The following is a 12,712-nucleotide window of genomic DNA, read 5'->3' on the forward strand; positions in this document are numbered from 1 at the left end:
CATTCAATTCAGGAGTGGGTCGCCAGCAGCGGTTGGTTCGCGGTCTGCTTGGATGGCGCGCGGTCGCTGGCGCCGGGCTTGAGGCAGAGGGTCAACAGCACCGACAGCAGCAACGCACCGCTCATCAACAGGTACGAAGCGCCGGGCGAGCCAGTGGAGCTGTTCAGGTAGCCGACCAGATAAGAGCCGCCGAACGAACCCAGCGCGCCCATGCTGTTGATCAACGCCATGGCACCACCAGCGACGTTGGCCGGGAGGATTTCCGGGACGATGGCGAAAAAGGGTCCGTAGGGCGCGTACATGCACGCGCCGGCAATCACCAGCAAGGTGTAGGACCACCAGAAGTGTTCGGCGCCGAGGGCGTAGGAGCCGTAGAACGCCACCGAGGCAATCAGCAGCGGTGGCCAGACGAAACGTTTGCGCTTTTGCAGTTTGTCCGAGCCCCAGGACACCAGCAGCATGCCGATCACCGCCGCCAGATACGGCAGGGCAGACAGCCAGCCGGCTTCGATCATGTCCATCTGCGCGCCTTGCTTGAGGATCGACGGCAGCCACAATACGAAGCCGTAGACCCCAATGCTCCAGCAAAAGAACTGCAGGGCGAGGATGATCACTTTTGGCGAACGGAAGGCTTCGGCGTAGTTTTTCACCGCCTTGATGCCCACCTGTTCGGCGGCCAGGGCGCTTTCCAGGTCGTGTTTTTCCTGGTCGTTGAGCCACTTGGCCTGGGACGGACGATCATCGGCCAGGCGCCACCAGATAAACGCCCAGAGCACCGCCGGCAGGCCTTCGATGATGAACATCCAGCGCCAGCTGTAGTGCTGCACCAGGTAACCGGAGACCACCGACATCCAGAGCATGGTCACCGGGTTGCCGAGGATCAGGAAGGTGTTGGCGCGCGAGCGTTCGGCGCGGGTGAACCAGTGGCACAGGTACACCAGCATCGCTGGCATCACGGCGGCCTCGACCACCCCGAGCATGAAGCGGATGACGATCAGCCAGTAGGCGTTGGAGACGACTCCGGTCAAGGTCGCCAGGCTGCCCCAGAGGATCAGGCTGACGAAAATCAGCTTCTTCACGCTGTTTTTCTGCGCGTAGATCGCGCCGGGGATCTGGAAGAAAAAGTAACCGAGGAAGAACAGGGCGCCGAGCAACGACGACAACCCCGGGGTGATCATCAGGTCGGCGGCCATTCCGGAGGCGGCGGCGAAGCCATAGTTGGCGCGGTCCAGATACGCCAGGCTATAGGTGATGAACACGATGGGCATGATGTACCACCAGCGGCGGGTGGCGAGTTTGGGCGTTTGCATGGCAGTGCTCCTGAGCTTGTTGTTTTTGTCGCAGCAGGTATCGGAATCTTCAGTGACTGGGCTTGCTCGCGATGGCGGCCTCAAATTCGGTGACCATTTCGGAGCGGGTCGGCAAACCCTCCATGTCGCCACGGCTCTGCACCGCGCGGCTACCAATCCAGTTGGCGCGTCGCACCGCGTCGTTGACGCTGTGGCATTCGAGCAATGCGCTGATCAGGCCGACGGCAAAACCATCGCCGGCGCCGACGGTATCGACCACCTGCGCCACCGGCACGGCGGCGACAAAGCCCTGGTCCAGCGCCGTGCGGTAGTAGGCACCGTGGGCGCCGAGCTTGATCGCCACGACCTGGGCGCCTTGATCCAGGTAGAACGCGGCAATGTCCGCCGGGTCGTCGAAACCAGTCAGCAGGCGGCCTTCGCCCAAGCCCGGCAACACCCAATGGGCGAGGGCGGCGAGGCGGTTGATCTCGGTGATCATCTGCTGCTCGCTGGCCCACAGCGCCGGGCGCAGGTTGGGGTCGAACGACACGGTGCGGCCGGCGGCGCGCATTTGCGTCATCAGTTGCAAAGACAGCTCGCGGGCCGTGGCCGACAGCGCAGGCGGAATGCCGGTGGCATGCAGGTGCCGGGCTTGCAGCAACTGCGGCTGGATCGCCTGGGTCGACAGATGACTGGCGGCCGAACCCCGACGGAAGTACTCCACCTGGGGATCGGCGCCGGCTTCCTCGCGGGACTTGAATTGAAAACCGGTTGGGTGCAACGGATCGACCTCGACATGGGAGCAGTCCAGGCCTTCACGTTGCAAAGCGTCGAGGACAAAGCGCCCCAGGGAGTCAGCGCCGACCCGGCTCAGCCAGGCCACCTTGAAGCCCAATCGCGACAGACCGATGGCGACATTGCTGTCGGCCCCGGCAATGCGTTTGTGAAAGTTCGCGACCTGCGCCAGATCACCGGTCTGCTCGGCGACCAGCATGGCCATGGTTTCGCCAAACGACAGGATATCGACTTCAGACATGGGCCTGCTCCAGGCGTGGTTGACCCAGGCGGGCGAGGACGGCCACGTGCTCGGTGGTCAGTTGCTGCAGGTCATCGGCCTGCAATGGGTATTCGGCGGCACGCGAGATGCCCGGTGCCATGTGCTGCAGCATCTGTTCCCACTGCAGCAGGTCGTCGGCGGCCGGCGGGATCGCCACCAGCTTGCTGTCGGAACGACGGGTCACCGCCTTGCAATGCACATAGGCGACATGCCGGCCCAACAGACGCGCCGCGGTGGCGGCGCTCTGGTCCTGCCATGACCAGTTGCCGATATCGAAGGTCATCCGCACCGGCAACGCGTGTTGCTCCACCTGCGCGAAAAAACGCTGGAACGGCTCGATGCGTCCGCCGTGCAGGGTCTGGTCGTTTTCCACCAGCAACTGCACCGAATGCTCGGCCAGGCACGCGGCCAGGCTGTGCAGGTCGTTGTTGTCGGTGAAGTAACCCAGCGACACCTTGAGCCACCGGGCACCGAAGCTCGCGGCGCGCTTGAGGGTCGCTGCCAGCAATGGGGTGGGCTGCGAGCGACCGGCCACCCACAATTCCAGCGGCGAGGAAAATACCGCCTCAAGCCCCTGTTGTTCGATGGCGTGGGTCAGTTCCCGCGGGTCCTCGCTGGTCAGCAATTCTTCGCGCCACTCGATCCGCTGGGCCCCGGCCCTGGCCAGGATCTCGACGAATGCCAGTTGGCCAACCTGGCGAACCAGGTCGGCGCCGTAGCTGGACAAGCTGATGGAAACAGGTGATTTACTCATTGTTATTGACCTCTGAAACCGGTTTCATTTTTGTTCAAAAAAATCTGCACACATCTGTAGCAACTGCGCAGGCTGCGTTTGGTTGCCTAGCAAGTGCCTGTGCGGATTAGCCGTTAGTGCTGGAGGATCGTGGGTGCGTCGACCCGCGCACAATCAATTGCGCCGGGTAATCCAGGGTTCGCACGGGCCCATCGTCGCCGCGCAAGCGCTTGAGCAGGCAGTCGAACGCACTGGCGCCAATGGCTTCGGTCGGCTGGGCGAGGGCAGTGATGCCGCTGCCCACCAGCGGGTACCAGTCCAGATCATCGAGGGCGATCAGGCCGACGTCGGCGAACAAGTCGCACCTAAGTTCACGCAGCGCACGGGTCGCCGCCAGGGCGGCAATGCCGTTGGCACAGAACAGGGCTTTAGGCACATCAGGGGCGTCAGTGAGGAAGGCCTGGATACGTGCAGTCAGCTCGCTGCCGGTCTCCACCACCGCCCCCGACAAGGCCGGGCGTTGGGCGATTTGCGCGGTGAAGCTGCTGACCCGCTCGATCCGCGAGCTGGTGCCGTCATAGGGCTCGCTGACCAGCAGCACCTGGCGATAACCCTGCTCCTGCAGATGGCTCAGGGCGGTGTGGACGGCAGCGGGGTTGTCCAGGCCGACCAGGTCGCTGTGCAGCTGCTCGACCTTGCGATCCACCAGCACCATGGGCATTTCCCGGTGCAGCTCACGCAGTTGTTCTGGATGATGGCCGAGGGTATTCACGATCAGGCCTTCGATGTTGTACGAGCGCAACGCTGCCAGGTGCTGGCTTTCCTGCTCGTCATCGCGGTCGGTGTTGCACACCACCAGGCTGTAGCCGTGCTGGCGGCAGGCGGTCTCCACGCCATGCATCACGGCAATCGAATAGGGGTTGCGGATATCGGCCACCAGCATGCCGATCAGGCGGGTGCGCCCGCGTTTCAGACCGCGAGCCATCTGATTCGGGCGATAACCCAGCTCGTCGATCGCCTGTGCGATGCGCAAGGCGATGGCATCTGACAGCAGAGCGCGGTCCTCGCCGATAAAACGCGACACGCTGGCTTTGGACACCCCGGCACGTTCGGCGACATCGAGCATGGTCACGCGGCTGCGTTGGGCGGCGGAAAAACTGTTCACGGCGACGACCTTATTTTTGGAATTATCGGCAGCAGCGTAGGTTAACTATCGTTGAAACCGGTTTCAGAAGATACCAAAAGCCCTTGGGCCGTCAAGCTCGAAAATGCCCGTATCGAAAAAAGTTGATCAAGCGCGTGCGCCATCGTCCGGATCACGACGTGGGCACAAAGGCAACTGGCAGATCTGTCAGGTGCGCGACAGGTTGGTTTCGCCTGACACTGTGTGACGCAAGGTTAACGTGCGCAGGAGCTTCAATCATGATTTGCAGTCCCGGTGGAATTCGAGGAGAAAGAACCAGCGCGACAACCGCGCTCCTGACGTGGGATGAGCCCTACACCCGGTGCGTCTATTGCCCGTATAACGCCTCGGGTTATGAGGTCATGGCCGAGGGGATTGCCACCATTACCGTGAGCCGACCACCGTGCGTCATCAACGGATTGAACCCTAATCAGGAGTACTTTTTTTATCTCTATGCCAAGGCGGCGGGCAACATCCGCTCCAACCCGAGTCGGGCTCGCATAGGGCGGTATGTGCCGGATCGGACGCCACCGAGTAAGCCAACGGAGTTACGCACTGAAAGCGTGGTTGGTAACAGGGTCGACTTGGCGTGGGTGGCGTCGGTCGACAATGGTGGGGTGGTGGGGTATCAGATTTTCTGCGACGGGAAGCTGATCGGAAATACAGATAGTACTCGTTATGCGGTCGCCGATCTGAACGATGCGACGACTTATATTTTCATGGTGCGGGCGCAAGATCCCGATGGAAACCATGCCGATTCCGATCCCCTGATGGTAACAATCCCGGATCTGGGGGGGCCTACGACTCCGGGTAGCTTCAGGGTCATCGCGGCCATCACCCATGACACCATCAGCGTCGGATGGCTTCCCTCTTATGGCGACGCCCGTATGGCATATGAGATTTTTGTAGATACGGTGTACCTGGCTACAACCGGCAACACCTACCGACGCATTGAAGGTTTAAGGCCCGGCACGACTTACAGTTTTTCGGTGCGTGCAGTGAACACTCTGGGCAAGCGTTCGGGCTCGACCACCATACAGGCGACGACGACTGCTGCGCGTTAGCTACCGACCAACCCCGCCGCAATATTGATCGAAAAGCCCAGTATTGCGGTGTTGAACACAAAGCCGATCAGTGATTGTGCCAGCACGATCTTGCGAATGTCCCGGGTGGCCACGCCGACGTCGGCGGTTTGGACCGCCACGCCGATGGTGAAGGAGAAGTACAAAAAGTCCCAGTAGTCGGGGTGTTTCAGGCCCTCGGCGAAGCGCAACGCCGGTTCCTTGCCGTCCCAGGTGTAGAACAGCCGCGCGTAGTGCACGCTGAAAATCATCCCGATCAGTAGCCAGGAACCGATCACCGTCACCCCGGTAAAACCGTAGCGCACAAGCTTTTGCGAGGTGCCGAGATCGCCGGTGCCTGCCAACTCGACAGTGATCGCGACCAGGCTGGCGATGGCGGCAATGCTGACGATGAACAGCACCAGCCCGGCGTTTTCATCCTCGACCTCAGCGATACGCTTGACCTGATCGGCCCGGGAACGGACGGTGAGCCACAGCATCAGCGCCAGGTAGGTCCAGACGCCGGCATTCCAGCCAATGAGGATTTTGCTGACCACAGAATCGGCCGGAACCAGGATGCCTACCACCACACCCAGCAGGGCGGCAGCGGTGAGGCGAGGGTGGGTACGCAGGAGGTGGGGCATAGCAGCTCGATTGAAGTGTCCAGAATCATTAGGCCAGTTCAGGCTTGTCCGCGATGGCGGTGTGTCAGGCGCCAGTGATGTCGAATGTTCTGGCCCCATCGCGGGCGAGCCCGCTCCCACAGGTGCTTGTGGGCTCCCCCCAACTATAGAACCACCCACACTGGACAGTGTTGTGTCAGGTGATTTTATTTCGCTTGCGCACCAGCTTCATCACCACCACAAAAAACACCGGCACAAACACCACCGCCAGGGTCGCGGTGATCATCCCGCCAATCACGCCAGTGCCGATTGCTTGCTGGCTCGCCGAGCTGGCGCCGGTGGCAATCGCCAACGGCACCACGCCGAGGATGAACGCCAGCGAGGTCATGATGATCGGCCGCAGGCGCAGGCGCGCGGCTTGCAGGGTGGCGTCGAGCAGGTCGTGGCCGTCGTCGTACAGGCTCTTGGCGAACTCGATGATCAGGATCGCGTTCTTCGCCGACAGGCCGATGATGGTGATCAAGCCGACCTTGAAGAACACGTCGTTGGGCATGCCGCGCAAGGTCACCGCCAGTACCGCACCGAGTACTCCCAGCGGCACCACCAGCAATACCGACGTCGGGATCGACCAGCTTTCGTACAGCGCCGCCAGGCACAGGAACACGATCAGCAACGACAAACCGAGCAGGATCGGCGCCTGGCTGCCCGACAAGCGTTCCTGCAATGACAGCCCCGTCCATTCCTGGCCCAGCCCCGCTGGCCCCTGGGCCACCAGACGCTCGATTTCCGCCATGGCTTGTCCGGTGCTGTAGCCAGGGGCCGGCTCACCGGAAATGCTCACGGCCGGGTAGCCGTTGTAGCGGGTCAACTGGGTCGGCCCCTGGGTCCATTCGGCCCGGGTGAAGGCCGACAGCGGGACCATATTCGCGTTGCTGTTGCGCACATGGATCTTCAGCAAATCTTCAACCTGGCTGCGTTGATCACCCTCGGCCTGCACCACCACCCGCTGCATCCGTCCCTGGTTGGGGAAGTCGTTGATGTAGCTGGAGCCGACCGCGGTGGACAATACGCTGCCGATGTCGGCAAACGACACGCCCAAGGCATTGGCCTGCTTGCGGTCGACGATCAATTGCACTTGCGGCGCTTCAGCCAGGGCGCTTTCGCGCACATTGGCCAGGATCGGACTTTTTTCAGCGGCGTCCAGCAAGGCCGTACGCGCCTGCATCAACGCGCTGTGCCCCAGGCCGCCACGGTCTTGCAGGCGGAACTCAAACCCGCTGGAAGTGCCCAGGCCATCGACTGGCGGCGGCAGCACCGAGTAGGCGACCGCGTCCTTGATCTGGCTGAAGGCGATATTGGCGCGCTCGGCAATCGAGGCCGCCGAGTCATCGCTGCCGCGCTGCGACCAATCCTTGAGGGTAGTGAAGGCCAGCGCCGCATTCTGCCCACTGCCGGAGAAGCTGAAGCCGAGAATCACCGTACTGTCGCCGATTCCCGCTTCGCTGGCGTTGTGCGCCTCGATCTGTTGCGCCACCTGCACCGTGCGGTTCTTGCTGGCGCCCGGCGGCAGTTGAATGTCGGTGATGGTGTAGCCCTGGTCTTCGGTCGGCAGGAACGAGGAGGGCAGGCGACTGAACAGCACGCCGAGCGCCACCAGCAACACGCCGTAGATCAGCAGGTAGCGGCCGCTGCGTTTCAGCGCATAGGCCACCCAGCCTTGGTAGCGATCCGTGAACTGCTCGAAACGTCGGTTGAACCAGCCGAAGAATCCGCTCCTGGCATGCAGCTCGCCCTTGGCCACTGGCTTGAGCAGGGTCGCGCAGAGCGCCGGGGTCAGGGTCAGCGCGAGGAACGCCGAGAACAGGATCGAGGTGGCCATCGACAGCGAGAACTGCTGGTAGATCACCCCCACCGAACCTTGCATGAACGCCATCGGGATAAACACCGCCACCAGCACCAGGGTGATGCCGATGATTGCCCCGGTGATCTGGGTCATGGCCTTGCGGGTCGCTTCCTTGGGCGACAGGCCTTCTTCGGCCATGATCCGCTCGACGTTCTCCACCACCACGATGGCGTCGTCCACCAGGATGCCGATGGCCAGCACCATGCCGAACATGGTCAGCACGTTGATCGAAAAGCCCAGCGCCAGCATGGTCGCGAAGGTGCCCATCAGCGCCACCGGCACCACCAGGGTCGGGATCAGCGTGTAGCGGATGTTCTGCAGGAACAGGTACATCACCGCGAACACCAGCAGCATTGCCTCGCCCAGGGTGTAGACCACCTTGGTAATCGAGACTTTGACGAAGGGCGAGGTGTCGTAGGGGATCTTGTATTCGACGCCAGCCGGGAAGTAGCGGGCCAGTTCGTCCATCTTCTCGCGCACCAGGGTGGCGGTGTTAAGCGCGTTGGCGCCAGGTGCCAGCTGCACGGCGACCGCGGTGGACGGCTTGCCGTTGAGGCGGGTGCCGAACTGGTATTCCTGGCTGCCGATCTCGACCCGCGCCACATCGCCGATGCGCACGATGGAGCCGTCGGGGTTGGCCTTGAGCACGATGTCGGCGAACTCTTCGGGCGTCGACAATTGCCCCTTGACCAGCACGGTGGCGGTGATTTCCTGGCTGTTGTGGGTCGGCAAATCACCGATGCTGCCAGCGGAAACCTGGGCGTTCTGCGCGACGATCGCGGCGTTGACGTCGGCCGGGGTCAGGTTGAAGCCAATCAGTTTCTGCGGGTCGATCCAGATCCGCATCGCCCGTTCAGCGCCGTACAACGAAGCCTTGCCGACCCCATCCAGGCGCTTGATCTCGTTCATCACGTTGCGCGCCAGGTAATCGCTGAGCGCCACTTCATCGAGCTTGCCGTCGCTGGAAGTCAAGGTGATCATCAGCAGGAAGCCGGAAGACACTTTCTCCACCGACAAGCCCTGCTGGATCACTGCTTGCGGCAGGCGCGACTCCACCACTTTGAGGCGGTTCTGCACATCGACCTGGGCCAGCTCCGGGTTGGTGCCCGGCTTGAAGGTGGCCGTGATGGTGGCCGAAGCGAGGCTGCTCTGGGATTCGAAATACAGCAGATGGTCGGCGCCGTTGAGCTCTTCCTCGATCAGGCTGACCACACTTTCATCGACGGTTTGTGCCGAGGCACCCGGGTACGCCGCGTAGATTTCGATCTGTGGCGGCGCCACATCCGGGTACTGGGCCACCGGCAGTTGCGGGATGGCCAGGGCGCCGGCCAACAGGATGAACAGTGCAACCACCCAGGCGAACACCGGGCGGTCAATAAAGAAATGCGGCATAAAATCTGCGTCCTGCCTACTGCCCGGTGACCAGGGCGTGCTCAAGAGGGGTGGCGTCGATGGCTACTTTGTCGCCGGGACGGGCGTGCTGCAGGCCTTCGATGACAATGCGGTCGCCGGGCTTGAGGCCGGCGCTGACGATCCAGCGGTCCTGTTGCACCTGGCCCAGTTGCACGGCTTGCTGGCTGACCCGGTCCTCGCTGTCGAGCAGCAACACCTGGGCAATGCCGGCGCTGTCGCGCTGGATCGCCCGTTGCGGCACGCTGATGCCTTGCTGGTTGACCGCTTGCTCCAGGCGCACGCGAATGAAACTGCCAGGGAGCAGGTCGAGGTCGGGGTTGGGGAACTCGCTGCGCACAATGATCTGGCCGGTGCCGGGGTCGACACTGATTTCCGAGAACAACAGCTTGCCCGGCAACGGATAGTGGCTGCCGTCGTCCTGGATCAGCGTGGCCTTGGCCTGGTCCTGGCCAACCTGCTGCATCTGCCCGGCACGGAAGGCGCGGCGCAACTCGTTGAGCTCGCGGGTCGACTGGGTCAGGTCGGCGTGGATCGGGTCCAGTTGCTGGATCAGCGCCAGGGGCGTGCTTTCGTTCTGTCCGACCAGTGCGCCTTCGGTGACCAGCGCGCGGCCGATGCGCCCGGAAATCGGCGCGGTGACCGTGGCGTAACCCAGGTTCAGCCGGGCACGGGCCACGGCAGCCTGGTTGGCGGCGACGTCGGCATTGGCCTGCAGCGTGGCCGCACGAGCATTGTCGTAATCCTGGGCGCTGACGGCCTGGTCCTTGATCAACTGGGCGTAGCGTTTTTCCTGCAGGCGCGCCTGGAACGCATTCGCCTGCGCCTTGCGCAGCGCCGCGTCGGCGCTGTCGAGGTCGGCCTTGAACGGCGCCGGGTCGATGCGAAACAACACCTGGCCCTGTTTCACGTCGCTGCCTTCGCGAAAGGCGCGCTGCAGCACTACCCCGGCGACCCGGGCGCGCACTTCGGCGATGCGTGGCGCGGCGATCCGCCCGCTCAGCTCGCTGCTGATCGACAGGGGACGGGCTTCGATGGTTTCGATGCGCACGCTGGCCAGCGGCGCGGCCTCCTCGACGCTGGAAGACTTGTCACAGGCGCTCAGCATCAATGCCAGTGCTATCAGGCTGAGCGGTGCAAGCAGGTTCTTGGACATGTAAATACCCCAATAATGACCCAGGCATGCTACGGGCAGCCGAGCAGGGTAGCGGTGAAGCTTTGTAGTGGCTGTGTGAAATTGTGTGAAGGTTTTGCTCCTGCATGCGTGAGGGCGTATATCCTTGGTTTCTTTTGTGTCTGTTCAGCCGCTTTCGCGGGCAAGCCCGCTCCCACATGATCTGTCTGTGGTGCGCAATCCCCTGTGGGAACGGGCTCGCCCGCGATGGACCCGTCCAGACGCCATCGCTATTTCTGGAAACACCCATGCCCAACATCCTCCTGGTCGAAGACGACTCTGCGCTCTCCGAGCTGATTGCCAGCTACCTCGAACGTAATGGCTATCAGGTCAATGTGATCAGCCGTGGCGATCAGGTGCGTGAGCGGGCGCGGGTCAACCCGCCGGACCTGGTGATCCTCGACCTGATGCTGCCCGGGCTCGATGGCCTGCAGGTGTGCCGGCTGTTGCGCGCCGATTCGGCGAGCCTGCCGATCCTGATGCTGACCGCCCGCGACGACAGCCACGACCAGGTGCTGGGCCTGGAAATGGGCGCCGACGACTACGTCACTAAACCCTGCGAGCCCCGGGTCCTGCTGGCGCGGGTGCGCACCTTGCTGCGCCGCAGCAGCCTCAACGAACCGCAAAGCGCCAGCGACCGGATCCTCATGGGCAACCTGTGCATCGACCTGTCGGAGCGCACCGTGACCTGGCGCGAGCAGCCGGTGGAGCTGTCCAGCGGCGAGTACAACCTGCTGGTGGTCCTGGCCCGGCATGCCGGCGAAGTGCTGAGCCGCGACCAGATCCTGCAGCGCTTGCGCGGCATCGAGTTCAATGGCACCGATCGCTCGGTGGACGTGGCGATTTCCAAGCTGCGGCGCAAGTTCGACGACCACGCCGGCGAAGCGCGCAAGATCAAGACGGTGTGGGGCAAGGGCTATCTGTTCAGCCGTTCCGAGTGGGAATGCTGACGCCATGCTGCGCATCCTGGTCCGCCTGTACCTGATCACCATCGTCACCTTCAGTGCGGCGATCTACCTGGTGCCAGACCTGGTGGTCAAGGTCTTTCACGAGCGCTTTTCCAGCTATAACCTGGACCACTCCCGGGGCGTGCAGAACCTGCTGGTCAAACAGTTTCAAGGCGTGCCGAGCGCTCAATGGCCGGCGCTCGCCGCTGAGCTGGATCAACAATTCAGTCCGTTGCAGATCGCCGTGGTTCCGATCAGCGATGAGGGTTTCACCGTCCATGAACGCGAGCGTTTGCAGCGCGGTGAAATGGCCGTGCGCACCGGTGACTGGGGCTGGCGCACGTTGGCCGCGGCGCCATTGAATGAGTCGCAGGCGGTCAAGCTGGTGGTGCCGCCGGATCCGCTGGACGTCAGTTTGCTGTACTGGGGCATCAATGTGCTGATCGGTGCGGCGCTGCTCGCCTGCCTGCTGATCTGGTTGCGTCCGCACTGGCGCGATCTGGAGCGCCTGCGCAACACCGCCGAACGTTTCGGCAAAGGCCACTTGAGCGAGCGCACGCAGATCGCTGCCAGCTCCAACATCGGCAGCCTGGCCCACGTCTTCGACACCATGGCCGGCGACATCGAGAACTTGCTGAACCAGCAGCGCGACCTACTCAACGCGGTATCCCATGAGCTGCGCACGCCCTTGACTCGCCTGGATTTCGGCCTGGCCCTGGCGTTATCCGATGACTTGCCGGCCGCCAGCCGTGAGCGTTTGCAAGGCCTGGTGGCGCACATTCGTGAGCTGGACGAGTTGGTCCTCGAGTTGCTGTCCTACAGCCGCCTGCAAAACCCGGCACGTTTGCCGGAGCAGGTCGAGGTGGCACTGGACGAGTTCATCGACAGCATCCTGGGCAGCGTCGATGAAGAACTGGAGTCGCCGGAAATCGTGATCGACGTGCTGCTGCACGGCCATCTCGAACGCTTCAGCCTCGACCCGCGCCTGACCGCCCGGGCTATCCAGAACCTGCTGCGCAACGCCATGCGCTATTGCGAGAAGCGCATCCAGATTGGTGTGCAAGTGCGGCCCGAAGGCTGTGAAATCTGGGTCGACGATGACGGCATCGGTATCCCAGACGACGAGCGCGAGCGGATTTTCGAACCGTTCTACCGTCTCGACCGCAGCCGTGACCGCGCCACGGGCGGCTTCGGCCTGGGCCTGGCCATCAGCCGCCGGGCCCTGGAAGCCCAGGACGGCACCCTCACCGTCGAGGCGTCGCCACTGGGCGGAGCGCGGTTCCGGTTGTGGTTGCCCACCCCAGGCTGATTGCGAAGCGGCTACTTAGCCCA

10 protein-coding genes are annotated in these 12,712 nt (G+C 62.9%); 3 read left to right on the forward strand and 7 right to left on the reverse strand.

Going from position 1 to position 12,712, the window contains the following annotated elements; translation table 11 throughout:
• Window positions 1-8: 8 nt before the first annotated feature.
• The 4 genes from PspS04_RS12385 to PspS04_RS12400 all read right to left on the reverse strand — a co-directional run bounded on the left by PspS04_RS12385 (window position 9) and on the right by PspS04_RS12400 (window position 4,244).
• Window positions 9-1,310, reverse strand: a complete 1,302-nt coding sequence (locus tag PspS04_RS12385; RefSeq protein ID WP_159995558.1) for an MFS transporter — start codon at window positions 1,308-1,310, stop codon at window positions 9-11.
• 49 nt (window positions 1,311-1,359) lie between these two features.
• The gene (locus tag PspS04_RS12390) at window positions 1,360-2,325 is read right to left on the reverse strand and encodes a sugar kinase (protein ID WP_159995560.1); all 966 of its coding nucleotides are present in this window, start codon (window positions 2,323-2,325) and stop codon (window positions 1,360-1,362) included.
• A complete protein-coding gene (locus PspS04_RS12395; RefSeq protein ID WP_159995562.1) occupies window positions 2,318-3,100 on the reverse strand; it encodes a sugar phosphate isomerase/epimerase family protein in 783 nt (260 codons plus the stop codon). Before PspS04_RS12395 ends, PspS04_RS12390 begins: the two co-directional genes overlap by 8 nt.
• 106 nt (window positions 3,101-3,206) lie before the next feature.
• Window positions 3,207-4,244 carry a LacI family DNA-binding transcriptional regulator gene (locus PspS04_RS12400; RefSeq protein WP_159995564.1) on the reverse strand — a complete coding sequence of 346 codons (1,038 nt, stop codon included), beginning with the start codon at window positions 4,242-4,244 and terminating at the stop codon, window positions 3,207-3,209.
• A 257-nt stretch (window positions 4,245-4,501) separates the two neighbouring features.
• Here PspS04_RS12400 and PspS04_RS12405 point away from each other — a divergent pair, with 257 nt between their 5' ends.
• A complete protein-coding gene (locus PspS04_RS12405; protein WP_159995566.1) occupies window positions 4,502-5,326 on the forward strand; it encodes a fibronectin type III domain-containing protein in 825 nt (274 codons plus the stop codon).
• Here the strand turns inward: PspS04_RS12405 and PspS04_RS12410 are convergent.
• The 3 genes from PspS04_RS12410 to PspS04_RS12420 form a co-directional block, all read right to left on the reverse strand.
• Window positions 5,323-5,967, reverse strand: coding sequence for a DUF1345 domain-containing protein (locus PspS04_RS12410; RefSeq protein WP_159995568.1), 645 nt, complete (start codon window positions 5,965-5,967; stop codon window positions 5,323-5,325). The genes PspS04_RS12405 and PspS04_RS12410 overlap by 4 nt on opposite strands.
• Before the next feature lie 175 nt (window positions 5,968-6,142).
• Complete coding sequence (locus PspS04_RS12415) at window positions 6,143-9,241, reverse strand: efflux RND transporter permease subunit (protein WP_159995570.1); 3,099 nt, start codon at window positions 9,239-9,241, stop codon at window positions 6,143-6,145.
• 16 nt (window positions 9,242-9,257) lie between these two features.
• Window positions 9,258-10,415: an efflux RND transporter periplasmic adaptor subunit gene (locus PspS04_RS12420; RefSeq protein WP_159995572.1), complete on the reverse strand. Its 1,158-nt coding sequence runs from the start codon at window positions 10,413-10,415 to the stop codon at window positions 9,258-9,260.
• A 266-nt stretch (window positions 10,416-10,681) separates the two neighbouring features.
• Here PspS04_RS12420 and PspS04_RS12425 point away from each other — a divergent pair, with 266 nt between their 5' ends.
• A complete protein-coding gene (locus tag PspS04_RS12425; protein WP_095168397.1) occupies window positions 10,682-11,383 on the forward strand; it encodes a response regulator transcription factor in 702 nt (233 codons plus the stop codon).
• 4 nt (window positions 11,384-11,387) lie between these two features.
• Window positions 11,388-12,689, forward strand: a complete 1,302-nt coding sequence (locus PspS04_RS12430; protein ID WP_159995574.1) for an ATP-binding protein — start codon at window positions 11,388-11,390, stop codon at window positions 12,687-12,689.
• Window positions 12,690-12,712: the final 23 nt, after the last annotated feature.

Source organism: Pseudomonas sp. S04, from assembly GCF_009834545.1.
Classification (GTDB): Bacteria; Pseudomonadota; Gammaproteobacteria; order Pseudomonadales; family Pseudomonadaceae; genus Aquipseudomonas.